The organism is Pseudoalteromonas sp. Xi13 (genome assembly GCF_003952205.1).
Taxonomy (GTDB): domain Bacteria; phylum Pseudomonadota; class Gammaproteobacteria; order Enterobacterales; family Alteromonadaceae; genus Pseudoalteromonas; species Pseudoalteromonas atlantica.
The window spans coordinates 318,214-341,438 of sequence record NZ_CP034440.1; the positions used below are offsets into that span (position 1 = coordinate 318,214).

Sequence of the window (23,225 nt, forward strand, 5' to 3'; positions counted from 1 at the left end):
TATAGATTTTATACTTATTTTAATATTATTACGGAGTGTTAAATATGTCAGAAAAATGTAGTGGTCAGTGTCAATCATCTTCTACCAATGAAGATGTAAAAATTGATACACAATTAGATAACTATAGTGGCGCGTTTGTCAGTACATTTAAAGTACCTCAAATGGACTGTCCTTCAGAAGAGAGATTGATTAGGTTAGCACTTGACTCAATTGAGCCTTCAGTTGGGTTGCAATTTGATATTCCTAGCCGTTTAGTCAAGGTTTTTCATGATGAAAATTTAGATGAGATAACAAAAAAATTACAACAACTCAATCTCGGTGCAGAGTTGGCATCAACTAAAGAAAGTGGCAGCACCGAAGCTGCAAAAGCAAAAGATCTAGCCCAAAAAAATGAGATGAAAGAAGCATCAACGCTAAAATGGTTGTTAGCCATTAATGGAGTCATGTTTTTTATAGAAGTAATTGCTGGGATTATTGCGCAATCTGCTGGCCTTATTGCCGACTCATTAGATATGTTTGCTGATGCTGCTGTTTATGGTTTAGCTATATATGCTGTCGGTAAAAGCATAAGCATGAAACTTAGAGCGGCACATATATCTGGTGTACTTCAAATTATTCTAGCGCTAGGTGCTTTGAGTGAAGTCGTAAGACGCTTTATTTACGGTAGTGAACCTATCTCTTCTTTAATGATGATATTTGGTGGAATAGCACTAATCGCTAACATTGCTTGTCTGTTTTTAATATTTGGCAACAAAGAAGACGGCGCTCATATGAAAGCGAGTTGGATTTTTTCCGCAAATGACGTAATCGCAAACGTAGGTGTAATCTTAGCTGGCTTATTAGTTACAGTAACTAGCAGCCGTTATCCAGATTTAGTGATTGGTTTGATTATTGCTGTTGTCGTTTTAAACGGTGCTCGCCGCATCTTACAGCTAAAGTCTTAAGTAGAAAGTAGTTAAAAGAATGCACCCGTCATATTTTAAACCATATATATCATACGTGATAATGATTTTAATCGCGGTGCAGTCTGTGTTTTTTTCGCAAGAAGAGATTGAAGGAAACTTAATTGAAAGTTCTTTTAATATATCACTAACTGAGTCTATTACCCCGCTAAAAGCTCCTGAAAGCTCTAATTTATTTGAGGAGGGTAATAGCCAAACTTTAATTGATAATTGTAATTTTTGTTGCTGCTGTCAGTTATTTTTAAATACAGATTCTTCTTGTAATATTTTACAAGCAACAGATCACTTCCTCACCTACGCCTTAGTTTCCCCTGAGCTAAAAGGCTATATCTCGGTGCCATTCCGCCCACCTAAATACGCCTAAATTTTATAGAAAATTAAGAAAGGTCAAATGTTAATGACCTAAATATCACATATAAATTTATAGGAAAGTATACATGGCACTTAATACCTGTGTGCATCGCAAGATAGCAATTTTAAGGTGTGTAACACCTCGGCTTAAATATATCGCGTTTCTCGCTTTGTCACTTTTTACATTTAATGTTTATGCCTTTGAGAAGCAGTTAAACCTTCAAGAGGCAATTCAGTGGACGCTTAAACAAAATCCAGAACTTAAAATATTTGATTTCAAGCAAACGGCATTAATTGGACGAGAACAAATCGCAAGTTTAAATCCTGCTTATGAACTAGAGCTTGAAGCTGAGAACTTTGCAGGCTCAGGTGAATTTAATACATTCGACAGTGCTGAATTAACAGTCGCTCTATCTTCGGTTATCGAAATGGGAGATAAACGCTCAGCGCGGATTGGAATTGTTTCAAAATCAAGAACACTACTCACTGCTGAAAAAGAAGTCTCTGCGCTTAATTTAATGGCTCAAGTCACTGAGAAGTACGTGGAAGTACTTGCAGCCCAACAAAGAGTTATATTGGCAGAAAATGCTTTGAGCTTAGCACAAGAAACCTTAGAGATTGTATCTCAGCGTAACCGCGCAGGTGCTACTCCTGAGGCTGAAGTGAAACGCTCAAAAGCAGTTATTGCTCAGGCTAACCTCACCCTTCAATCTGAACAAAAGCGCTTGGAATATCTAAAGCTTTCTTTATCAGCTTACTGGGGAGAAACATCAGTGTCATTCTCTAGAGTAACTGGAGATCTGTTTCAATTTGGCAATGATAGTGATTTTAGTAGTCTCTTTGCGAAATTAGAGAAAAACCCTGCTATTCAAGTTTATGCAAGTGAGCAGCGACTAAAAGAGGCCGAGTTACAGTTGGCTAAAACAGAGTCAACGGCCAATATCAAATGGTCTGTTGGTGTTAGGCGCTCTCAAGAAGCCAATGATACGGCACTGGTCGCTGGCTTTAGCTTACCTTTGTTTGCTGAAAAGCGAAATTCTGGCGCAATCGCTAGTGCGCTAGCAGAGCGTGACCAAGTTGCCATAGAGAAAGAGGCGACTAAGTTAAGATTTAGAAATCACTTACTACGAGCATACTCCAATAGAAAACAAGCCATATTAACAGCTAATTCATTAAAGCAGTCGGTTATCCCAATGCTTGAAGATGCACTGGAAGATACTCAAGACGCCTATCAAAAAGGTCGATATGGATATCTTGATTATGTATCGGCTAGACAAGAGCTGTTAAATGCTCGGCGAACCCTTATTGACGCGGCATCTGCTGCCCTAATTTATGGCGCAGAGATAGAAAAACTAACAAACGAAGCGCTGTCACTCTAAATAAACATCACTTTAAGTTTAATAACAATTTATTGATTCAGTGATTAACTGAATCGTTTAGGAATTCAAAATGAAAAACTATTTACTCGCACTATTGATTTTTATTGGGTATCTATCACCCATTCAAAGTGTTTTCGCTAGTGAAGATGAACATGAAGGCGAAGAAGGCATAAGCAAAATCGACAATAACATGGCAAAAAAGGTTGGTGTTGAAACAGCCTATTTAGCTTCAAAAACGTTGAACCAAACTATCCCTGTATACGGCTCTACGACGATAGGCGCTGAACAATTATTTCAAGTTAGCGCTAGATATAACGGCGTTATAAAGACAATAAACTTCACTGTTGGTGATACGGTAAAAAAAGGCGATCTATTAGCCGTTATTGAATCTAATGAGAGCTTAAATACTTATAAAATAACATCGCCTGTTTCTGGGACTGTTTTACAGCGAAATGGAAATATTGGCGGTATCACGCAAAACACTAGCTTGTTTGAAATCGTCAAATTTGACACCTTGTGGGCTGAATTTAAGGTGTTTACCAGCCAATATAATCAAATCAAAGTCGGTCAGCATGTTGATATTGAGCAAGGTGAACACGCATTCAGTTCAGTCATCACTAATATTATTCCAGCTAAAGATCAGCCTTATGTTTTAGCACGGGTACGATTAAACAACACTGAGTTAAAGCTAACGTCAGGTCAATTATTAAAAGGCAACGTAAAGATAAACCAATTTGAGGTGGATTTAGCGGTCGAGAAAGTTGCCATACAAGAGCTAGGTGGACAATTAGGTGTCTTTGTAAAAGAAAATGAAGAGTACGAGTTTGCACCACTTGTCCTTGGTCGTTCAGACAAAAACTATATCGAGGTCATTGATGGCCTCAGTAAAGACGCTGAATATGTAAACAAAAACAGTTATCTGATTAAAGCAGATATCTTGAAATCTGAAGTAGAAGACGACGATTAGGAGACGCAATATGATTGAATCAATTTTGCGTCTTGCAATAAATAGGCGCTATTTAGTATTAAGCTTGCTGATGGTAATCATCGGCGTTGGTATGTGGAGTTATCAAAAACTTCCCATTGATGCTGTTCCAGATATAACAAACGTACAGGTACAAATAAATACCTCTGCCCCCGGTTATTCACCTTTAGAAGCGGAGCAAAGGGTAACTTTTCCAGTAGAAAACGCATTAGCTGGACTACCAAAGCTGTCTCACACCCGCTCTCTTTCAAGATATGGTTTATCCCAGGTGACCGTTATCTTTGAAGAGGGAACCGATATTTATTTCGCACGCAACTTAATCAATGCAAGATTAGCTGCGATAAAAGGCGTTATTCCCTCTGGCTTAGAGCCAGAGATGGGTCCTATTTCCACAGGGCTTGGTGAAATATTTATGTATACCGTACAAGCTTCTCCTGACGCTAAAATGCCTAATGGAGAGCCTTATACCGCTATTGCTTTAAGAGAAATACAAGACTGGATCATTAAACCGCAATTGGCTCAAGTTAAAGGCGTCATTGAGGTCAACAGCATCGGCGGCTATAACAAGCAGTATCATATAACGCCGAAACCCGAAAAATTACTTTTTCATCAGGTAAGCTTTGAAGACGTTTCTGATGCATTACGTAAAAATAATGATAACCGTGGCGCGGGTTATATTGAGCAAAACGGACAACAAGTGTTAGTGCGCTCCATCGGGCAACTTGCGACAATGGATGAAATCCTCAATGTCATCATCAAAAAGAACGATGGTATTCCTGTAAAAATAAGTGATGTTGCCAATGTTGCTATAGGCAAAGAACTTAGAACAGGGGCTGCTACTCGTAATGGCATTGAGACAGTGCTTGGTACAACCATGATGCTGATTGGTGAGAATTCTCGCACCGTTGCTTTAGAAGTGGAACATAAGCTCAGCGAAATACAAAAATCTCTGCCAAAGGGCATTACCGCAGAGCCTGTTTACGACAGAACAACGTTAGTAGATAAAGCGATTGCAACCGTTACCAAAAACCTCGTTGAAGGTGCGCTTTTAGTTATTGTTGTGTTATTTATTCTACTTGGAAATTTACGTGCAGCTCTCATTACCGCTGCTGTTATCCCTATTTCCATGTTAATGACAATCACAGGTATGGTGCAAGCAGGAGTATCTGCCAATTTAATGAGTCTCGGCGCATTGGACTTTGGCTTGATAGTGGACGGGGCTGTAATCATCGTTGAAAACTCTGTCCGTAGGTTAGCACAGGCCCAACACAACGGTCATAGGCAAGACTTAAGAGAACGCCTAAATACCGTTTTTGAAGCCACTTCAGAAGTGATACGTCCAAGCTTGTTTGGTGTGGCAATTATCACTGTTGTTTACATCCCCATTTTCACGCTAACTGGCGTTGAAGGGAAAATGTTCCACCCTATGGCGGCAACTGTCGTTATGGCGTTAATTTCCGCAATGATCCTTTCAGTTACACTGGTTCCTGCTGCTGTAGCTGTGTTTATGAAAGGTAAAATCAGCGAAAAAGAAAGTGTAGTTATTCGTTCAACCAAGTCTATTTATGAACCATTGTTAAAAATGGCGATGAAATTTCGTTGGATTATTGTTTCATTCTCAACGCTGTTAATGGGGTATAGCCTTTGGTTAGCAACTACGCTTGGGACAGAATTTGTTCCTCAATTAAATGAAGGTGATATTGCACTACAGGCATTAAGAATTCCATCGACTGGCCTAGAGCAATCAGTAGAAATGCAAGAAGTACTTGAGCAACGTATTAAAGCGTTTCCTGAAGTTGATAAAGTATTCTCGCGCATTGGCACACCAGAAGTAGCAACCGACCCAATGCCACCGAGTATTGCTGATATCTTTGTTATTTTAAAACCACGTAAAGAATGGGCCGAACCTTCAAAACCAAGAAGTGAATTAGTTGAAGAAATGGAAAAAGTACTGAAAAACATTCCAGGCAACAACTATGAATTCACTCAGCCTATTCAAATGCGTTTCAATGAATTGATTTCTGGCGTTAGAGCTGATGTCGGCATCAAAATATTTGGTGATGATTTGGATCGGTTATTACTTACCGCAAAAGATATTCTAAATATTGTGAAAACCGTGGATGGTGCCGCTGATGCTCGAATGGAACAGGTCACAGGTGTTCCATCTTTATCAGTAATTCCTAAACGAGAAGCGCTTGGTAGGTATGGATTGAACGTTACCGAATTGCAAGACTGGGTTGCCACTGCGATTGGCGGTGAATCTGCGGGGATCATTTATGAAGGTGACAGACGGTTTGAGTTAGTTGTTCGCCTACCAGAGCAAATAAGAACGGATATCGATAGCTTGAAGCATCTGCCGCTTCCACTTGAGAATGGTAACTATGTGCCAATTGAAGAAGTTGCAGAGCTTAAATCAGAGTCTTTACCCGCGCAGATTAGCCGAGAGAACGGAAAAAGAAGAGTTGTGGTTACCGTCAATGTTCGTGGTAGAGATTTAGGCGGTTTTGTAAAAGAAGTTAAAGCTAAAATTAATCAGGAAGGAGAAATTCCAGCAGGATACTGGCTTGATTATGGTGGAACGTTTGAACAACTAGAATCAGCAAGTAAGCGATTAAGCCTAGTTGTACCGATAACATTGGTTGTTATCTTAGGTATTTTGATTATAGCATTTGGTTCATTAAAAGATGCATTAATCATTTTCAGTGGCGTGCCTTTAGCATTAACAGGGGGCGTATTTTCACTTTATTTAAGAGACATGCCCTTATCAATTTCGGCAGGTGTCGGCTTCATTGCATTGTCAGGTGTCGCAGTATTAAATGGCTTGGTTATGTTGGCTTTTATTCGAGATCTTTGGCATGAAAAAGGCGACCTATACGTAGCGATCATTGAAGGTGCCATCATTCGTTTAAGACCTATTTTAATGACGGCACTGGTCGCAAGTTTAGGTTTTATTCCAATGGCGTTAAACACTGGAATTGGTGCAGAAGTACAACGACCACTAGCAACAGTTGTTATCGGCGGTATTGTATCTTCTACCATTTTAACTTTGTTTGTATTGCCTATTTTATATCAATGGGCGCATGGCGCTGAGAGTAACAAACAGCAATCCGACGAAATCTAAAAGCAAAAAAGCAGCTTAATTACTAAGTTATGCCTAATTAAGCTGCTTTTTATATTGTATGCTCCAAAATTTTATTGATAAAACTTACTCTGCTTCATCCCTACAATTTTCATTTAAAAACTCAAACTCTATCGTCGTATGCGATAAATGATAGGAAGATAATTTAGCTGCAACCTCTTGTTTAAGCTTAATTAATTCTTTAACGTCAAAGTTGTCACTCAGCTCAAGGTGCGCTGTTAAAACGTGACTTTCACCATCCAGTGACCAAAAATGCATATGGTGTATACCATTTACTTCAGGAAATTCAATTAATGACTGCTTAATACGCTCTTGGGTCTCTTTATCGGGTGCAGCTTGAAGAAAAAGCACCAATGTTGATTTAAGATTTTTGAAAACGTTAAATAAGATAAACAGCGTAAACCCTATTGATAATAGAGGATCTAATATCGGCAGTTCAACGAACAACAATACAATAGAGACTATAAGAACGGCAACCCAACCGAGTACATCTTCAAGTAGGTGCCATGTCAGCACTTTTTCATTTAGTGTTTCACCCGCTTTTAATTTGAATACCGCATAACCATTTACGGCAACACCGAGTATGGCTAGCCCTAACATCCCCTCAACTACAGGCATTTCAGGATTGGACAGCTTAGGTATTGCTTCAAATAAAACCCAAATAGAGCCGATAATCAAAACAATACTATTTACCAATGCACCAAAAAGTGTAAGTCGGCGATAACCATAGCTGAATTTGTCTGATGCTTCTTTATCTGAAAAACGACTTAAAATCCACGCAAAACCTATTGAAAGACTATCACCAAGATCGTGAACGGCATCCGCCATTATCGCCGTACTGTTTGTGAGCCAACCACCTATAAATTCGATAATGGTAAATATCACATTAAGGAAAAATGCCCAACCAATCCGGTCGTCTTTACCATGCTGATGACTGTGACTATGGTTGTGCATTTTGTACCTCCAGTACTTTTTTATTTCTTATTTTTGATACATTCATATTAATCAAATGTCGGATCACTCGTTGATACAACCAACGTTTTACACCTGATAGATTAGTACCTTTTTCGAGATAGAACTTATCTGGTGAATCATAAAGCCCAAAGTCGTCATGAATACCTTCTTTTTGAATATAGGTATCCTCTCCACGCCAATCCGTACCGGGTGAAGATAAGCACTTTGTTGCAACACCATAACCACAAAACTCATCTTTTGCTTGGCTAAATTTCTGCTGTAGTGAGCTTAAGTATTGCTCATCCAATATAAAGCCCTCTAAGTTTATCCAACGCCCTTCAAAGTAAACTTCTACCCAACTATGAATGATGTATTTAGGTGCTAACCAAAATACAAGCTTGGGATAGCACCTTTTTGTAGTTGCTGATCAATGGTAAAACCTTGGAAACGACACTGGATACCTAGTCCACGCAATAGTGCCATTAACAGATTACCCTTAGTATTACATTGTCCATAACCATCTGCTAGCACATCGCTTGCTGAAATATCATCACTCTTGTTATAGCCAAACATTATTTCATCTTTTACAAACTGATAAGCGGCACCAATTTTGTTGAAATTATCCAAATTTTTCCACCCTCGTTGATCGATCAGGGATTGGATATCTTTGTGTTCAAAATTAACGATATTCGTATTGTTTAAATATTTCTCAGTCATTTTTATATATCCCTTTCGTTGCATACCTATACTATAGATCCTATAGTAACTATAGAGTCAAATGTCTGGGGGAAATTGATGAAAATAGGCGAATTGTCAAAAAAATCGGGCTGTTCAATACAAACGATTAGATATTATGAAAGAGAAGGATTACTGTTAAATCCAAACCGTTCAGAAGGTAATTTCAGGCTGTATGATAGTAAAGCACTTAAACAATTGGAATTCGTAAAGCATTGTCGCAGCCTAGATATATCACTCAATGATATTAAACGTCTTATCGAATTAAAAAATAAGCCAGAAGAAAGCTGCTCTAGCGTTAATGCATTAATTGATCAGCAACTTGCACTAGTGAATAAACGTATGAAAGAATTAAGGGCGCTTAAAGCTGAATTACAACAGATGGCAAGTGCTTGTGGTTCAGACAATACAATTGAAGCGTGCGGCATCATCAAATCATTGGATAGCTAAACTAAATATAACTTTAGATTAGTAGTATTCACAAAGGCAATAATGAAAACCATTGGCAAATTAGCACAATCATTAAATTTAAATGTAGAAACCATTCGTTTTTATGAACGAGAAGGGCTGATTACACAACCTGAAAAACCAATATCTGGTTATAGACAATATGACGAAACAATAGCAGGACAACTTAGGTTTATCACAAAAGCCAAAGCGCTCGGCTTTACGTTAAGAGAAATAAAATCGCTAATGTCTATGGACAGCAACTGCACTCAAGTTGAGCTATTAAGCCGACAAAAGTTAGCAATCATTCGAGACAAAATTAATGACCTTCAACGTTTAGAGAAAGTAATTGTGGATATGACAAATACCTGTATGCAAAACGAAGATCCAACACATTGCCCCATAATTGATTCATTAAAATGATTGACTCCGTACTTATATACGGAGTTTAGAATGATGGTAATATCAACCAATAGACTTTCAAATGATAAATAAAATATTAGACAGAGTAGGCTCTAGTGGCGTTTGGCTAGCGGCACGGCCTGCTTCCCTGCATTAAGGTCACTTGCATCGGCATTAGGACTAGGCTTCTTCTCTCACTTCGAAGGAATAGCTGTAAATACGCTCTTACCTATTTTTGCATCTTTGGAACTATTGGTAAACTTATACAACTGGCACAAAATAAAAACCATACCAGAGCTGTCTTCAGCATTCTAGGGCCTGTAGCAGTGCTATTAACGCTTTATCCTCTTTGGCTATATGATTGGAGCACATACCTATTTTACTTTGGTATTTGCTTAATGGTCGTTATGTCGGTTTTGGATATCGTAAAACCAGTAAGGGAGCAAACATGCAACGTATGGCTAATTGCCGTCGTTGAAACGATTAACGGTCAATGTCTGCTTTTCGCTCAAATAAGCCCCCCGAAAAGTGGCTCATATATCTATCTAAGTTAAGGCTTTCAAAAACAGAAGTATATTTCCGATAACTGCCTTTGAATTCCTATAAACGGAAGTTTGCTTCCGAAATATAGCAATATTGGGTTAGAAACCGGAAGTTTACTTCCGTTTTGTACTTTAAGATTATAAGTTGGTATCTAATGAAAGCTCGGCAGTCCAACTCTTTTCTACCCCATTGTGTTTTACGTTAGTTTTTCTACACAGCATTCAGTTTAGTATTTGACTTACTTTACCTTATGACAAAAACTCTAGCTATATGGTCAAACTTACTCATCCACTGCAGTCCGTCAAGTTGATAGCTATTCAATAACTAAGTGCCGGTTAATAGCTTTTTTACACTCAAGGGTAAAGCGCCCCCCCATGTCCCTATCTACTTCGAACCTTTTCTTTTCCGAATCGACAAACCTTACAGTTGTTTTTATGTTCTCACCTTCACCGCTCAGGATGAGGGTAAGAGTGTTCTCATCTACCTCTTTGTAACCGAGAGTTAGCTTCTTCTCTCCAGCTTGGTTGTATATGTCATATTTTGGATAGTTGTCATCAACCTCCACAGCGCCTATTTTATCGCTTTCGCCTAGTAGTGGTTCAAGAACAATATCTTGAATAACCTGACAAGCTAATAGGTATAAAGGAGAACCCTGCGCTTGTTTGATGATCGACCTTAGCTGGATGCTTCTATACAGGCCACCAAATGTAGCCCCTTCACTACTGGTCACTAAACTCTCCGCTATTTCATGGGCAGCAACAAACATGTTCAGTATATCCTCTTGTGAGTTGGATTTTTCAGTTGATGGGGTTTCAACCACTTGATTCACTATGGGGGATAACTCTCCACCTAAGAAGTTTGTTAGATGGAGTGTTTCGAAAAAAGCATCTCGGTAGGTATTTATATCTGAGCTATCCAAATTAATCACCCTCATCCCAATTTCATAATGCAGTGTTAGTGCACATTGATTTAAATACTGAATTAGCTGGATGATCAGACTTTCTTTGATGTGCCTGTTCGGCGTTTCTTTGGCTTCTTCGTTTTGCAATAGGTTTAGAGCTTCTTCTAGTAGCCTTTCGGTATTCCGAAAGTAGTAGTCAATGGCTCGTATCGCTTCATCACAGACACTTAGTTTACCACGTTTAATTAGACGGTCTTCCGCATACACCTTTGAGTGAATTGCTGGCAAGTCATCTGTTGAAATAAAAGTAAATGCACGGTCAGAGGATAATTTACCAAACTGCTTAATTAAAAGACGCTCACTAACATCATACTCATCTCTAAGGTGTCTATTTATTACTTGCTGCTCCTCTAATTCGGATGGCTTATTTGAGTTGTGAGCTATCAACCATTGAATTAATGTCGTAACACAAAAAACAACAGAAGCCAGCGGTATCCGATAGGTTTCTAATGTATGTTTTAGCCCCTCAGAGAAGCCAGAGACATTTTGAGCCATAGAGACCAATGTCAACACTACAATTAGAGTGAAAAATGGCAACACCCAAAACCAAATGGATTTGTATGGAGGTTGCCTTCTAGCTTTGCTCTTTATTGTGTCCATAAATATTTCTCAGTCAGTAGGTTATGTACTAGCTTACCCTATGAAACCCGTCATAACCAACAGAGTTTGCTTGCGTTGCACATCATCCACACTGCCAGAAAGTCCGCCGTGGCGAGCCGCTTATTCAATACATCACCTAATTCTAACTGAGTTAATTTAACAACCTATGTAACTCAAAATTGTCCAAGAACGAGCTTAAACGACCGTCCGCTTCTCGCTCTAGGTCGAACTTCATTACAGTCCCAAAACAGACGCTAATTGACAGTTTTTGGTTCGCTAGCTAATACATCCTTAATCCACTTACTATAATTGGAAATTCTCACTTGATATGCAGTTGTACCATATAACCCACCCTTAAAATCAGAAATATCGCCATGCGCTAATTGCCAACTTGAAAGCCCTACAAGAAAGGGTATACCACCCTGATAAATGACAGAGGCTCCACCACTATCACCTGAAGCGTGCATTCCCTCTAGAGGTAATCCATTAGGTGCCTTATCAAACCTGAATGTCAGCCAATTAGTTTCTGCATTTTCGATAATATTTTGGAAGTGATTCAGCTGTTTCAAAGATTTAGTCTCAGACTCTTCGCCAATAAGCCCATTACCTGTGGCACCTCTACCAAAAACTGTAACTGTTTTTCCTTGTTCTTTTGTGTTTGTGTAAAGAGTAATCGGTAATACATCGCTCACAGGCGAAGTTAATTTGATTAATGCAATATCACTTCTTGCTTTAAAAAAACTCATTAAAGGCGCTAAATTTCCTTTCAACAAACTTTCGCTAGGTTTTTCAAATTCAGGATGTATGTACACTTTTTCAATTTGATATGTATTTGATCCAATCCTTAAACTTTTACCAATATAATTATAAAAAATGGTATTCGCGACAGTTACAACCCACCTTGGGTTAATTAAAGCGCCATGCCCTTCATGAGGCATATCCACTAAGAAGTTAGGAGCTTCTTTCGACACATAATTCTCAGGGGGAATATCATGCCTTTTTACAACAGCGAGACAGCTAATAGAAAAGACAAATAGAAAAATGAAAAAGAAAGCTTTCATAGTGCGTCCATGTTTTTATGAATGCTTTACAGGCTACCTTGCAAGCTAGGAGAAGGCAACTAATTCGACCGTCTGCAATTCGCTCATAGCAGTCTGCCTGATGAAGTCTAAACGTATTCACTTAAACTGTAAGATCAGATATGAGCTGGTACAACTTGACTAGTACACCATTATGTTTTTAAATTAAAGCTGTTGTTTACTTAATAAACATCCAAATACCGGCAGCGATCATAAACAGGTTTTCTGTTAGGGAGATAAACCCTAGTGGTACGTTACTGTCACCGCCTACACACGCACATTTTAACTCTCGTTTATCTATATAGACTGCTTTTATCACTGAAACAGCACCAACCCCACCTATGAACAATGAAATAGGGGCAATAATATAGGCTGGTAATCCGGCTATCATTCCAATGCCAACAAATGCTTCTAAAAATGGGTAAACATAGGCGTACCTGACTACTTTCATAGCGACTAAGTCATAGGTTATAAATGAATTAGTAAAGCTAAATAAGTCTTGAAGCTTTTGTATTGCTAACACTGCCATTGTTAGGGCTACAAATAGTTCAGCGGTTTGCATTGATAATAAGCTATTATTCGCTGCAAAACTAAATGCCACACTAAGCAAAAAACTAACCGAAAAAATCGCAATCACGGGCGTGTAAGTTGTACCTTCTTGCCCAGCTTTTGGCTTATCAAAGTAATCGCGTAAGTCGTCATAGCCACCTATACGTTTATTATCAATAAATGTTTGAGGTGTAGTTTCTACACTGTGTTGTTTTTTAAATTCATCTGTTTGCTCTCGAGAAGTTAATAGCTGATCATCAACTGTATATCCCTCTCGCTCTAGTAGGTCTTTTGATTTTAAACCAAACGGGCAAATATGCTCATCTGTGGCCATTCTAAAAAGTTGGGCTGATTTACTCATGTTTAGCTCCCTTTTATGTATTGGTATAAAATTTTACTTAGCATTAAAATCCGGTACTGTCCTAGATTGTGCTTGCTCCTGAGTTTCTGCTAGGCCATTTTTCTCTATATCCTTTAGTAACCACTGCATTTCTTTAATCTCACGACGCTGTGCCTCAATAATATTTGTTGCAAGCTCTTGGACTCGCTTATCTTTGATTTTTGCCCTTTCACTGGTGAGTATTGCAATTGAATGATGTGGGATCATCGCCGACATCCATGAGCTATCATCAACAGTCGCTTGTGATCGAACTAAAAATAAACTTCCCGCAAATACGGTAACACTAGCAATGAGTACTGTTATATTTTTCTTTTTATCTTTATACATATTGAGCATGAAAAGTAGCATTATCACTGCCATCGTGGCTCCCATATAAAGCGCCATATAAGTACGAGTTTCACTAAAAAAAACATGACTTAGCTGATAAGTATTCAAATACATCAGTACAAACATGACTAATGTTGATGTGGCTATCATTAAGAAAAACTTTAAATACTGCGACATTAGATGGCTCCTTTCTATCATTTACTTTGTATATCATTTATACCAATGGGTAATTCTTACAGGTTATTAGGCGTAAACCCACTATATATTTAATCATTGAATCAATGTTTAATATTACATCAAGAGTTGTGCCATAAGTGTTAAAACTGCTCAGCGTATTTGCTAATATGCTTATAAGTATTCTGCTGTAAATCGTGCGTAAGCATTTCAATATTATATTTATAAAAGCGATCGCCTATTTCCATACCTGGCGTACCAGCAGGCATAGAGGGAACAGAGAGCCCTATCGTCTTTTCAGGATGTTGTTCAGCTAAAAACTGTTTTATATGTTTGGCGGGAACATGACCTTCAAATACAAATCCATCGGCTGAAACGGCTGTATGGCATGACCGCATATTTGGTTTTATTTGATACTGAGATTTAATCGTCCCCATGTCATTGACGTTAATTGCTTTTGTTTGAATATTGTTTTCGCTCAAATGAGCAATCCACTTATTACAACATCCACAATTTTTACTTTTATAAACGGTAAGCTCAATTTTAGGTTTTTCTGAATTCTCATAAGTTATTAATGCTTTATGTTGTTTTTCGATACTTATCGCCGAAAATGACATAGTTAATGATAAAAATAACGCTGAGGTAATGTAGATTACTCGCATTGTTAACTCCTTAATTTGACCAATGAATATGAGTGATTTTCCAACCTGTATCGGTGTTTTTTAATGTGATTGATTCCATTCCCATAGACTTAATATCTTTTCCTTTGTACTTTCCTTGAGTTTTACTTCTTGAAATTGAGTAAGCTATGTCTCCATTTGTGTAAACTTGATGCTCTAGTAGTTCACTATTAACAGCACTTAAGAATTTCATATCCGCTATCATATGATGTTTCGCGTATTCATCTGCAGAACGCTCAACACTTCCGCCTTCAAAAATGATGACATCGTCGGCCAGTAATTTACGTGCAGCTTCGCGATTGCCTTGTTTTAGAGATGCATGAAATAGGCTGACTGTTTTTGCAGCCTCGCTATCAACATTGACAAAGGCCTTGCCTTTTTTTGAATATTTTTCATCGTCATGTGCACTAACAGTAAAAGAACTAACAGTGCTAAAAATTAGTAGCAATAAAATTTTTAAATTAAAGGATTTAATTAACATACGTTTCCCTTTTTATTAATCGTTAAATAGGCGGACCAACAAGTGTGGTAAATACACTTGTTGTAATAAGTACAAACAGGGCAATTACTATTTCAACAGTAATCGAGCGTTTTAATATACTTATATGGTGTTGTTGAGTGATTTGCGGGACTAAAAAAAGCTTATGCCATGCACCTAGGAACAGCATCGCGCTGACGAGTAACAGCTTTAATAAAATTAGTTGCCCATAATCTGATGTAAACAATGCAGAAAATGACTCTAGGTACCGCAGGAGCAGAGTTAAGCCCGAAATAAGTAGTACAAATACAATAACAATAGCGAGTTGACCAAAGTAATGCATTAACCGCTTTACTTCACTGGTAGGTAGTAAAGTGCAGCTTTTGTAAAGCGGCCACAATGACCCTAACCAGCTCGCTATGGCAATAAGGTGAAAGGTTAAAATACTTTTCACTAACCCATTTTCGTTTGCACTGTGCCCAGTAAAAGTGAAGCTATAAGCGATAAACCCAAGCATGATGAGTATAACGGCACCGTTTTTATAACCTGCTACGTTATCATCTGATTCCACATTCCACATACATGCGCTAATTAGAGCAATAATAAGCGCTGGTATTCTAAACCTTGCTTGGTCACCTATGACTGATTGCCAAACAATTTCAAGCATAAAGGGGTCAAACATTCCCATAAAGCCTGATTCAGCCATTGCTCCAGCTTCTATAGGTACTTGTAAAAGTGCAGCAATACTACCTGTAACTACACACGTAATTTGCCAACGTTTTAAGAACTGATGAAAGCTAATTAAGTGATGCTCTGCAACATTGCTGTTGCCACACATAAAGCGCATTAATAAAGTGCCCGCAAGCCCTACAATTGCTATATAGCTTGCTAGTTTTAATAATAGTAAGAGCACTGACCATTCACTTAATTGCATGATGTTGCTACTTAATGATTATGTTTGCTGTGGGTATTAGATTGTTCTTGCATCATCTTATGCGATTCATTTTTATGTACCATAAATCTAAACGTGCCAGTCATTTTATGTCCATCACCACCCAGTGCTGTCCATTTAACCGTGTAAGTGCCTTGGGCTAGGCTCGGTAATGACCAATTAAAGTCTGTGCTTGGGGTGGCGCTGGGTTTGAAATCAAAGTTTATTGTTTTATTTTTTTCATCTTTGATGATGACTTTTGCTAGCCTTACTTCACCACTAAAAATTAACGAAAGTTCCTCTGGTCCTTGCATTAACATGGCTTCTTGTGCAGGTATTGATTGCTTGAGTGATATATGCGCTGATGCGGAAAATGTAAGCACTAAACCTAAAATGGCTACTGCAGAGTTAAAAAACTTCATAATTACCTCTTATTTAAAATGATTAAAACCAAAATTTAATACCCGCAACAAATGCGGTGTTGTTGCTACTTTGTCCACTTGATGTGGCATAGTCGGCGGTATTGCCAAATTTATTGCTCCATTCAACGCCAATATAGGGCGCAAACTGGCGTGTAAATTCATAACGAACCCTAAAGCCAATCGCGCTGCTTGATAGGCCACTTCCAAGCTCGTTTTGTTTATCGTTTTTGCCATAAAGTGTAATTTCGGCTCGCGGTTGTATAATTAGCTTTTGCGTGAGTAGTAGTTCGTACTCTGCCTCTAACGTAAATGCGGTATTGCCTCGCTCACCTACGTATGCTGTCATATCAAGTTCAAACCAATAAGGGGCTAAACCTTGTAAGCCAAAAGCCAACCATTGCCGATTTTCACCTTCTTTATTGTAATCAAGACGAACACCTGCTTGAGTATCCCAATATGCTGATACGGCATGACCCCATAAAATATCGGTTTGGTTTTCTTCAATACTTCCTTCGCTGAAATCACCCTCGGTTTTAATTACCAATCGATCAAAGGTAGTGCCGTACCATGCTTGTAAGTCAAATACACCTGCGTTTGCTTGCTCGTTATATTCAAGACGATCGCCTAGTAATGCGTAAAATGGATGCTCATCAGCGAGTGTTAATCGCTCATTGCCCTCAAGCGCATATGGGCCTTCTGTTAAAGTTGTTCCCGCAGAGTAAGCATGGGGGTCTCTTGCATCTTTAGGTGCACTTCCTCCTTGTGGTTGCATCTTAGCGCTATTCATTTGTGCCATTTCACTTTGCGCTAATAAAGGGAAACTAATTAATGAAGCCCCAGTTAACATTAATAAACTAAATGATTTAGATAGTTTTAATTGTTTCATGATACGACTACCTCTCTAAACATGCCGGCATCCATATGGAATAATAAATGGCAATGCCAAGCCCAGCGCCCTACATCGTGAGGGGTGGTTAAAAAGCTGATTCTTTGTGCGGGTTGAACAGGTATTGTATGACGTCGCACTTGCACATCACCTTGCTCATTTTCTAAATCACTCCACATACCATGCAGATGCATAGGGTGCGTCATCATGGTATCGTTTTGTAAAATAACTCTTAAACGTTGGTTATGCTTCATATGCACTGGCGTGCTTTTACCAAATTCTAAGCCATCAAATGACCAGCTATAACGTTCCATATTTCCGGTTAAATGCAACTCAATTTCAGCTTCTGGCTCTTGCTGGTTAGTGATCCCTTCAAGTGAGTGTAAATCTGCAAGTGTTAAAACACGGCGACCATTTTTACGTAAACCAATACCAGGATCATCAAGATTTGTTCTAGGCATATCAACGCGCATATCAACTGAAGCTCCATACTCCGTTTTGGCATGACGCACTTTAGGGCTGGCAACTGCCAATGGGTTTTCAGACATACCATGTTTGCTATGATCCATCGCCATTGCACCGTGCTCCATAGCGCTATGATCCATTTCTTTAGAGTTCATACCTGACATGCCAGCCATACCTGCCATACCTGCCATTGCAGAATGCTCACCGCCGTGGGTCATATTGCCCATCATATCGGTCATCGTTAACCATTCAACAGGGTCAAGTGCAGGTACTGGCGCATCAATATTAGGCGAGCTTGATAAAGTTCCTTTTGCGTAACCAGAGCGATCCATACTTTGAGCAAAAATCGTATAGGCATCATTTTTAGGCTCAACAATTACGTCGTAGGTCTCACCAGGGCCGAATCTAAATTCATCAACTGTCACTGGTTCAACGTTTTGCCCATCAGCTTGTACAACTGTTAGTTTTAGTTCGGGAATACGAACGTCAAAAAAAGTATTGCTTGAGCCATTAATAAACCTAAGTCTTACTTTTTCTCCAACTTTAAACATTCCTCGCCAATTTGACATTGGCGTACTACCGTTCATTAAAAAGGTCATTGCTGATGCAGATAAGTCAGCTAAATCTGTAGGATTCATTCTCATTTGATTCCACATTTTGCGGCGTTGCAAAGCATTCGAAACACCGCTATTTGAAACGTCATCAAAAAATTCTGGAACAGTGGGCTGATTGAAGTTAAATACATCACTCTGTATTTTTAATTTGCGGAACAGCGCCATTGGGTCATCATCAGTCCAATCAGATAATTGAATAACATGCTCGTTATCTGCACTAATAATATCTTTTTCTCGCGGTTCAATAATTAATACACCGTACATGCCAGTCATTTCTTGAAAGCCACTATGTGAGTGATACCAATATGTACCGCTTTGTTGTAATTTAAATTTATAAACAAAGGTTTCGCCAGGCATAATGCCTTTAAAACTGATACCAGGTACGCCATCCATTTGATACGGTAAAATAATGCCATGCCAATGAATTGAACTCGGTACTGATAACTTATTTGTTACTCTAATAGTAACGTCATCGCCTTCTTTGAGGCGCAAGGTAGGGGCGGGTATAGAGCCATTGATAGTTGTCGCCATACGTACTACGCCAGTAAAGTTAACCGGCGATTCATCTATAACCAGATCAATTACTTTGCCGCTAAGTTCGGGCACAGTGCCTGTTATTGTTCCTGCTACTAAAGATGATGCAGCATGTAATACACTCGGAAAAGCAGCAAGTACACCTCCTGCAATTAAGCCTTGAACAAATCGTCTTCGTGGTGTGCTAACCTGTTGTGATGACTTTTTAAACCCCATTTCCTTACTCCTTCATACCAGAATATGTATTGAGTATAGAAAATAGACCTGTCTTAAACATGACGCGAACATTACAAAGTTGTAATGTTGGTGTCATGTTGCTGTAGTGACAGATACTGCATAATATTTGCAGAGGTAGTTGTTAGGACTTTAATGAAGGAATTGTATGCGCTTATTAGTTGTTGAAGATGAATCAAAGACAGGAGATTATTTAAAACAGGGACTAAGTGAAGCTGGTTTTCAGGTTTCTTTGGCGCGCAATGGACTTGACGGTCATCACCTAGCAATGACCGACTTATTTGATGTAATAATACTTGATGTCATGTTACCTGACGTATCCGGTTGGAAAATTTTACAGTCGCTACGTGAAGCAGATAACAAAACCCCAGTACTATTTTTATCTGCTCGCGATAGTATAGACGATAGAGTAAAGGGGCTCGAACTTGGTGCTGATGACTATTTAATAAAGCCTTTTGCTTTTGCTGAAGTTTTAGCAAGAGTACGCACTCTTATTCGCCGTGGTGTAGTACAAACAGTTGACGATATACTGATAGTTGCTGATTTAGAAATGGATATTCCAAAGCGAAAAATACAACGTGCAGGCAAGCGTATTTTATTGAGTAATAAAGAGTTTAGCTTACTTGAACTATTGTTACGGCGCGAAGGTGAAGTACTGCCACGTTCGTTAATTGCTTCTCAAGTATGGGATATGAATTTTGATAGCGACACCAATGTGATTGATGTTGCCATTCGTAGGCTAAGAGCAAAAGTTGATGATGACTTTACTGTTAAATTAATTCATACGGTTCGTGGTATGGGCTATAAATTAGAGGTTGAAACTGATGGCTATTAAGTCACGGCCTTTATCACTTACGATGCGTGTTGTGTTGTTTGTCGCTGTAACCGTTATTGCGTGCTTAACTTTAGTTGCCACCTTAATAAATAGTTCGATAAAACATCATTTTTTCCAGCAAGATAGTAGTGAACTGCATGTTATTAATCAATCTATTGAATTAGTTTTAAGACAACAGTATAAATCAAACCTGAAACTTAAAAATGAATTATCTAACGCTGTAGCGGGTCATCACGGTGTTTACTATCAGGTAAATACCGCAAAAGGAGAGCTCATTTTTCAAAGTTCTGAACGAGATTTTAGTGATTTTGTAATGAGTGCTAATGCTTCAGCTGGCTTTAACCGTAACAACATTACCTCATGGCAAAATGATACCCACACCTACCGAGCTCTGGTGAGTAATTTAAGTACTGGGCAACAGCAATACAAAATTACTACAGCGATAGACATGAGCTTTCATTTACACTTTCTCAATCAATTTCAACAAAGTCTTTGGGCTATTATGTTTGGCTCTGCGGTACTCATTTTATTGGTGGCTTGGTTTGCTATACATCAAGGATTGAACCCTTTACGAGGTTTGAGTCAGAAAATGCATGACATCCAAACTAATAAGATGGATGTAAGGCTTGATGAAAATAAAGTGCCTATTGAGCTTGTTAATATGGTGCAGTCGTTTAACTCGATGCTCGACAGGCTCCAAGGTGAATTTATTCGTTTATCAAATTTCTCTAGTGATATTGCGCATGAGTTACGTACTCCACTAACAAATATAATCACTCAAACACAGGTTGGTTTATCTAAAAAAAGACAGTTGTTAGAGTATCAAGAATTATTGTTTTCTAATCTAGAAGAGCTGGAACGACTAACTAAGATGGTTAGTGATATGCTTTGGCTTGCAAAAACTCAGAATGGACTGGTTAAACCCGTTCAAAATACTCTAAAAAGCCATGATGAAATTGAAGCATTATTTGAGTACTTTGATGCTTTGGCTGAAGACTCATTGATTACATTTAAGAAAAAAGGTCAAAACCTTTGTTTTTATTGTGACAAATTACACTTTCGCCAATTATTATCAAACCTCCTATCCAATGCAATAAGGTATGCCCCAAAAGGCTCATCAATCACAGTAAATAGTGAAATATTTACCGCTGAAAAAATATGTATTTCAGTGATTAATACTGGGGAGAGAATACCTTCTGAGCATTTACCTTATTTATTTGACCGCTTTTATCGACCCGATAAATCGCGCCAACGACACAGCGATGGAGCTGGTTTAGGGCTTGCAATAGTTAAAGCTCTAGCGCAAGCAAACGGTGGAAATATAGAGGTCAGTTCAAATAATCAAACTACCAGCTTTAAAGTTTTTCTAAATTTAGCTAAAAGCTAATTATTAAATTTAATAACCCAATGTTTGCTTGTACCTCTAGACTTCCCAGCTTTCATTAAACACCGGTTTATAAACTTAAAGTACAAAACGGAAGTAAACTTCCGGTTTCTAACCCAATATTGCTATATTTCGGAAGCAAACTTCCGTTTATAGGAATTCAAAGGTAGTTATCGGAAATATACTTCTGTTTTTGAAAGCGTTGGCCTAGATAGCTATATGAGCCATTTTTCGGGGTCTTATTTGAGCGAAAAGCGGAGGGTCGGGTAAACTCGTTTTTGGACAAAAATGAGTTAGAGCTGAAGGACGGCTCTGTGCCAAAAGCAGCCCTTGAGTGACTTAGTGATAAAGGCTGCAATGATACGATTGCTGACATTTCACTATTTCTTTTTATGCCTTCTCATTGCCATTAATAGACTGTCATTTAGCTATCGCAACAACTTTGACCTTCTTGAATTGGCGGGCATTTCACTGTTCCATAAGAGCAATATACGCAACAATCGCCTTTCAAAGGCTTTAGGAGAACTTTGCAAGATTCACATTCATAATACCACTGGCAAGCGTTGGTTGGCATTTCTTCAGTTTTACTGAAGCCACACTCAGGGCAAGTAATGGTAGAATTTAACTCTATACTTTGCATGTTTGCTCCTTCAAAGGTTTAACAATGTCTAATACGGACATTACAATCATCAAACAAATACCTACATAAAACAAATAAGTGCTCCATTCGTATTGCCATAGTGGATAGAGGGTTAACAAAACCGCTATAGGGCCAATAACCCCAAGAATACCTCTCGCATGATTTTGGTTTTTATACCAGTTATACAAATTTACCAACAATGCCAGAGTTGCAAATATAGGTAACAAGGTATTTACAGCAATTCCCTCAAAGTGAGAGAGAAAGCCTAATCCTAATGCTGATGCTAACGAGCCGAGTGCGGGGAAGCACCCCGTACAACTAAGAGCCGCAAGCCAAACACCACCTGAGCTAACTTTATCTAAAATCTTATTAATCATTTTTAACGTCTAACATTATTTGAATGATTTGAGTATGAACTCCGTAGGTAGGTACGGAGTCAATACTATTTTAGCGAATCGATTATTGGGCAGTGGGATTGATCGTTATTGTTGCGGCATGAATTAGTCATTTCTTTTATGACGACTTCTAAGCGTTGAAGGTCAGCTATCTTATTTTGAATTACGTTCAATTTCAGCAAGCCTAGGGATTCTACTTTGGCACAATCGCCATCCATTGACATCAATGAAGCCACTTCTTTTAGAGTAAAGCCAAGTGCTTTGGCCTTACAGATGAATTGTAATTGTTTGGTGATTGAGTCGTCATAGACACGATAACCATTTTGAGGTTTTTGAGGCTGTTTTATCAAGCCTTCCCGCTCATAAAACCGTATAGTTTCTACGCCTATATCAAGTTCTTTAGCCAACTTGCCTATTGTTTTCATCGTCCAACCATAAAATCAACTTTAATCATGACATTAGTATATCAATACGAAGTAAAATTGCTCGAACTACAATGACTGGTTTTCACTAAAAGCTGCCCTTAGAGCATTTACGTTAACTCGTCTTGGGGCAGAAAAGAGTTGGACTGCCGAGCTTTCATTAGATACCAACTTATAATCTTAAAGTACAAAACGGAAGTAAACTTCCGGTTTCTAACCCAATATTGCTATATTTCGGAAGCAAACTTCCGTTTACAGGAATTCAAAGGTAGTTATCGGAAATATACTTCTGTTTTTAAAAGCGTTAACCTAGATAGC

23 protein-coding genes and 1 pseudogene are annotated in these 23,225 nt (G+C 38.5%); 9 read left to right on the plus strand and 15 right to left on the minus strand.

Translation table 11 applies throughout. The features are described 5' to 3' along the window. Positions 1–44 precede the first annotated feature (44 nt). The 5 genes from EJ103_RS17895 (at position 45) to EJ103_RS17915 (ending at position 6,798) form a co-directional block, all read left to right on the plus strand. Positions 45–944 (plus strand): cation diffusion facilitator family transporter, encoded by a 900-nt coding sequence (locus EJ103_RS17895; protein ID WP_126009117.1) that lies wholly within the window; start codon positions 45–47, stop codon positions 942–944. 85 nt (positions 945–1,029) lie between these two features. Further along, entirely contained in the window at positions 1,030–1,326 is a 297-nt protein-coding gene (locus EJ103_RS17900) for a hypothetical protein (RefSeq protein WP_236695086.1), read from the plus strand. A 73-nt stretch (positions 1,327–1,399) separates the two neighbouring features. Further along, positions 1,400–2,692: a TolC family protein gene (locus EJ103_RS17905; protein ID WP_002962255.1), complete on the plus strand. Its 1,293-nt coding sequence runs from the start codon at positions 1,400–1,402 to the stop codon at positions 2,690–2,692. Between the two features lie 70 nt (positions 2,693–2,762). Continuing rightward, positions 2,763–3,659, plus strand: coding sequence for an efflux RND transporter periplasmic adaptor subunit (locus EJ103_RS17910; RefSeq protein WP_002962254.1), 897 nt, complete (start codon positions 2,763–2,765; stop codon positions 3,657–3,659). 10 nt (positions 3,660–3,669) lie between these two features. Continuing rightward, positions 3,670–6,798 carry a CusA/CzcA family heavy metal efflux RND transporter gene (locus tag EJ103_RS17915; protein WP_024032674.1) on the plus strand — a complete coding sequence of 1,043 codons (3,129 nt, stop codon included), beginning with the start codon at positions 3,670–3,672 and terminating at the stop codon, positions 6,796–6,798. 84 nt (positions 6,799–6,882) lie between these two features. Here EJ103_RS17915 and EJ103_RS17920 read toward each other — a convergent pair whose 3' ends face one another. Continuing rightward, the gene (locus tag EJ103_RS17920; protein ID WP_002962252.1) at positions 6,883–7,770 is read right to left on the minus strand and encodes a cation diffusion facilitator family transporter; all 888 of its coding nucleotides are present in this window, start codon (positions 7,768–7,770) and stop codon (positions 6,883–6,885) included. Beyond that, positions 7,757–8,487, minus strand: a pseudogene (locus EJ103_RS17925) (transglutaminase family protein). The gene EJ103_RS17920 and the pseudogene EJ103_RS17925 overlap by 14 nt, the downstream one beginning before the upstream one ends. Before the next feature lie 78 nt (positions 8,488–8,565). Between EJ103_RS17925 and cadR the strand changes: the two are divergent. Together cadR and EJ103_RS17935 are read left to right on the plus strand one after the other, a co-directional pair. Next, a complete protein-coding gene (gene cadR, locus EJ103_RS17930) occupies positions 8,566–8,955 on the plus strand; it encodes a Cd(II)/Pb(II)-responsive transcriptional regulator (RefSeq protein WP_002962247.1) in 390 nt (129 codons plus the stop codon). Between the two features lie 42 nt (positions 8,956–8,997). Beyond that, positions 8,998–9,375: a MerR family transcriptional regulator gene (locus EJ103_RS17935; protein WP_055018870.1), complete on the plus strand. Its 378-nt coding sequence runs from the start codon at positions 8,998–9,000 to the stop codon at positions 9,373–9,375. An 835-nt stretch (positions 9,376–10,210) separates the two neighbouring features. On the opposite strand, the gene EJ103_RS17945 is transcribed toward EJ103_RS17935, so the two are convergent. From EJ103_RS17945 to EJ103_RS17990, 10 genes are all read right to left on the minus strand, one after another. Then, on the minus strand, positions 10,211–11,458 hold the full coding sequence (locus EJ103_RS17945) for a hypothetical protein (protein ID WP_064386707.1): 1,248 nt from the start codon (positions 11,456–11,458) through the stop codon (positions 10,211–10,213). Positions 11,459–11,712: 254 nt separating this feature from the next. Beyond that, positions 11,713–12,519, minus strand: a complete 807-nt coding sequence (locus EJ103_RS17950) for a trypsin-like serine protease (protein WP_126009119.1) — start codon at positions 12,517–12,519, stop codon at positions 11,713–11,715. A gap of 196 nt (positions 12,520–12,715) precedes the next feature. Then, complete coding sequence (locus EJ103_RS17955) at positions 12,716–13,447, minus strand: glutaredoxin (protein ID WP_055018909.1); 732 nt, start codon at positions 13,445–13,447, stop codon at positions 12,716–12,718. Between the two features lie 33 nt (positions 13,448–13,480). Beyond that, entirely contained in the window at positions 13,481–13,990 is a 510-nt protein-coding gene (locus EJ103_RS17960; RefSeq protein WP_064387011.1) for a DUF305 domain-containing protein, read from the minus strand. Between the two features lie 140 nt (positions 13,991–14,130). Continuing rightward, complete coding sequence (locus EJ103_RS17965) at positions 14,131–14,649, minus strand: DUF411 domain-containing protein (protein WP_126009121.1); 519 nt, start codon at positions 14,647–14,649, stop codon at positions 14,131–14,133. A 10-nt stretch (positions 14,650–14,659) separates the two neighbouring features. After that, complete coding sequence (locus tag EJ103_RS17970; protein ID WP_008109928.1) at positions 14,660–15,148, minus strand: nuclear transport factor 2 family protein; 489 nt, start codon at positions 15,146–15,148, stop codon at positions 14,660–14,662. A 22-nt stretch (positions 15,149–15,170) separates the two neighbouring features. Continuing rightward, positions 15,171–16,079, minus strand: coding sequence for a CopD family protein (locus EJ103_RS17975; RefSeq protein WP_064387014.1), 909 nt, complete (start codon positions 16,077–16,079; stop codon positions 15,171–15,173). Between the two features lie 11 nt (positions 16,080–16,090). Continuing rightward, positions 16,091–16,498 (minus strand): copper resistance CopC family protein, encoded by a 408-nt coding sequence (locus EJ103_RS17980; protein WP_004588802.1) that lies wholly within the window; start codon positions 16,496–16,498, stop codon positions 16,091–16,093. Positions 16,499–16,520: 22 nt separating this feature from the next. Further along, complete coding sequence (locus EJ103_RS17985; RefSeq protein ID WP_055011431.1) at positions 16,521–17,384, minus strand: copper resistance protein B; 864 nt, start codon at positions 17,382–17,384, stop codon at positions 16,521–16,523. Continuing rightward, the gene (locus EJ103_RS17990) at positions 17,381–19,213 is read right to left on the minus strand and encodes a copper resistance system multicopper oxidase (RefSeq protein WP_126009123.1); all 1,833 of its coding nucleotides are present in this window, start codon (positions 19,211–19,213) and stop codon (positions 17,381–17,383) included. The genes EJ103_RS17985 and EJ103_RS17990 overlap by 4 nt, the downstream gene beginning before the upstream one ends. Positions 19,214–19,379: 166 nt before the next feature. On the opposite strand from EJ103_RS17990, the gene EJ103_RS17995 reads away from it, so the two are divergent. Together EJ103_RS17995 and EJ103_RS18000 are read left to right on the plus strand one after the other, a co-directional pair. Further along, the gene (locus EJ103_RS17995; protein WP_004588805.1) at positions 19,380–20,066 is read left to right on the plus strand and encodes a heavy metal response regulator transcription factor; all 687 of its coding nucleotides are present in this window, start codon (positions 19,380–19,382) and stop codon (positions 20,064–20,066) included. Further along, complete coding sequence (locus tag EJ103_RS18000) at positions 20,056–21,453, plus strand: heavy metal sensor histidine kinase (protein WP_055018910.1); 1,398 nt, start codon at positions 20,056–20,058, stop codon at positions 21,451–21,453. The genes EJ103_RS17995 and EJ103_RS18000 overlap by 11 nt, the downstream gene beginning before the upstream one ends. Positions 21,454–21,874: 421 nt before the next feature. Here EJ103_RS18000 and EJ103_RS20285 read toward each other — a convergent pair whose 3' ends face one another. From EJ103_RS20285 to EJ103_RS18015, 3 genes are all read right to left on the minus strand, one after another. Next, positions 21,875–22,090 (minus strand): GDCCVxC domain-containing (seleno)protein, encoded by a 216-nt coding sequence (locus EJ103_RS20285; protein WP_076916053.1) that lies wholly within the window; start codon positions 22,088–22,090, stop codon positions 21,875–21,877. After that, positions 22,078–22,467, minus strand: a complete 390-nt coding sequence (gene merC / locus EJ103_RS18010) for an organomercurial transporter MerC (RefSeq protein ID WP_024601094.1) — start codon at positions 22,465–22,467, stop codon at positions 22,078–22,080. Before merC ends, EJ103_RS20285 begins: the two co-directional genes overlap by 13 nt. Positions 22,468–22,532: 65 nt before the next feature. Continuing rightward, complete coding sequence (locus EJ103_RS18015; protein WP_010557530.1) at positions 22,533–22,910, minus strand: MerR family transcriptional regulator; 378 nt, start codon at positions 22,908–22,910, stop codon at positions 22,533–22,535. Positions 22,911–23,225: the final 315 nt, after the last annotated feature.

What these genes read in the sequence shown, in the direction of transcription:
- merC (WP_024601094.1), bottom strand. Translation starts at nt 22,467, where the DNA reads ATGATTAATAAGATTTTAGATAAAGTTAGCTCAGGTGGTGTTTGGCTT.
- EJ103_RS17950 (WP_126009119.1), bottom strand. Translation starts at nt 12,519, where the DNA reads ATGAAAGCTTTCTTTTTCATTTTTCTATTTGTCTTTTCTATTAGCTGT.
- EJ103_RS17975 (WP_064387014.1), bottom strand. Translation starts at nt 16,079, where the DNA reads ATGCAATTAAGTGAATGGTCAGTGCTCTTACTATTATTAAAACTAGCA.
- EJ103_RS17920 (WP_002962252.1), bottom strand. Translation starts at nt 7,770, where the DNA reads ATGCACAACCATAGTCACAGTCATCAGCATGGTAAAGACGACCGGATT.
- EJ103_RS17915 (WP_024032674.1), top strand. Translation starts at nt 3,670, where the DNA reads ATGATTGAATCAATTTTGCGTCTTGCAATAAATAGGCGCTATTTAGTA.
- EJ103_RS17965 (WP_126009121.1), bottom strand. Translation starts at nt 14,649, where the DNA reads ATGCGAGTAATCTACATTACCTCAGCGTTATTTTTATCATTAACTATG.
- EJ103_RS17985 (WP_055011431.1), bottom strand. Translation starts at nt 17,384, where the DNA reads ATGAAACAATTAAAACTATCTAAATCATTTAGTTTATTAATGTTAACT.
- EJ103_RS18015 (WP_010557530.1), bottom strand. Translation starts at nt 22,910, where the DNA reads ATGAAAACAATAGGCAAGTTGGCTAAAGAACTTGATATAGGCGTAGAA.
- EJ103_RS17945 (WP_064386707.1), bottom strand. Translation starts at nt 11,458, where the DNA reads ATGGACACAATAAAGAGCAAAGCTAGAAGGCAACCTCCATACAAATCC.
- EJ103_RS17955 (WP_055018909.1), bottom strand. Translation starts at nt 13,447, where the DNA reads ATGAGTAAATCAGCCCAACTTTTTAGAATGGCCACAGATGAGCATATT.
- EJ103_RS17990 (WP_126009123.1), bottom strand. Translation starts at nt 19,213, where the DNA reads ATGGGGTTTAAAAAGTCATCACAACAGGTTAGCACACCACGAAGACGA.
- EJ103_RS17970 (WP_008109928.1), bottom strand. Translation starts at nt 15,148, where the DNA reads ATGTTAATTAAATCCTTTAATTTAAAAATTTTATTGCTACTAATTTTT.
- EJ103_RS18000 (WP_055018910.1), top strand. Translation starts at nt 20,056, where the DNA reads ATGGCTATTAAGTCACGGCCTTTATCACTTACGATGCGTGTTGTGTTG.
- EJ103_RS17960 (WP_064387011.1), bottom strand. Translation starts at nt 13,990, where the DNA reads ATGTCGCAGTATTTAAAGTTTTTCTTAATGATAGCCACATCAACATTA.
- EJ103_RS17905 (WP_002962255.1), top strand. Translation starts at nt 1,400, where the DNA reads ATGGCACTTAATACCTGTGTGCATCGCAAGATAGCAATTTTAAGGTGT.
- EJ103_RS17895 (WP_126009117.1), top strand. Translation starts at nt 45, where the DNA reads ATGTCAGAAAAATGTAGTGGTCAGTGTCAATCATCTTCTACCAATGAA.
- EJ103_RS17995 (WP_004588805.1), top strand. Translation starts at nt 19,380, where the DNA reads ATGCGCTTATTAGTTGTTGAAGATGAATCAAAGACAGGAGATTATTTA.
- EJ103_RS17980 (WP_004588802.1), bottom strand. Translation starts at nt 16,498, where the DNA reads ATGAAGTTTTTTAACTCTGCAGTAGCCATTTTAGGTTTAGTGCTTACA.
- EJ103_RS17910 (WP_002962254.1), top strand. Translation starts at nt 2,763, where the DNA reads ATGAAAAACTATTTACTCGCACTATTGATTTTTATTGGGTATCTATCA.
- EJ103_RS17935 (WP_055018870.1), top strand. Translation starts at nt 8,998, where the DNA reads ATGAAAACCATTGGCAAATTAGCACAATCATTAAATTTAAATGTAGAA.
- EJ103_RS20285 (WP_076916053.1), bottom strand. Translation starts at nt 22,090, where the DNA reads ATGCAAAGTATAGAGTTAAATTCTACCATTACTTGCCCTGAGTGTGGC.
- cadR (WP_002962247.1), top strand. Translation starts at nt 8,566, where the DNA reads ATGAAAATAGGCGAATTGTCAAAAAAATCGGGCTGTTCAATACAAACG.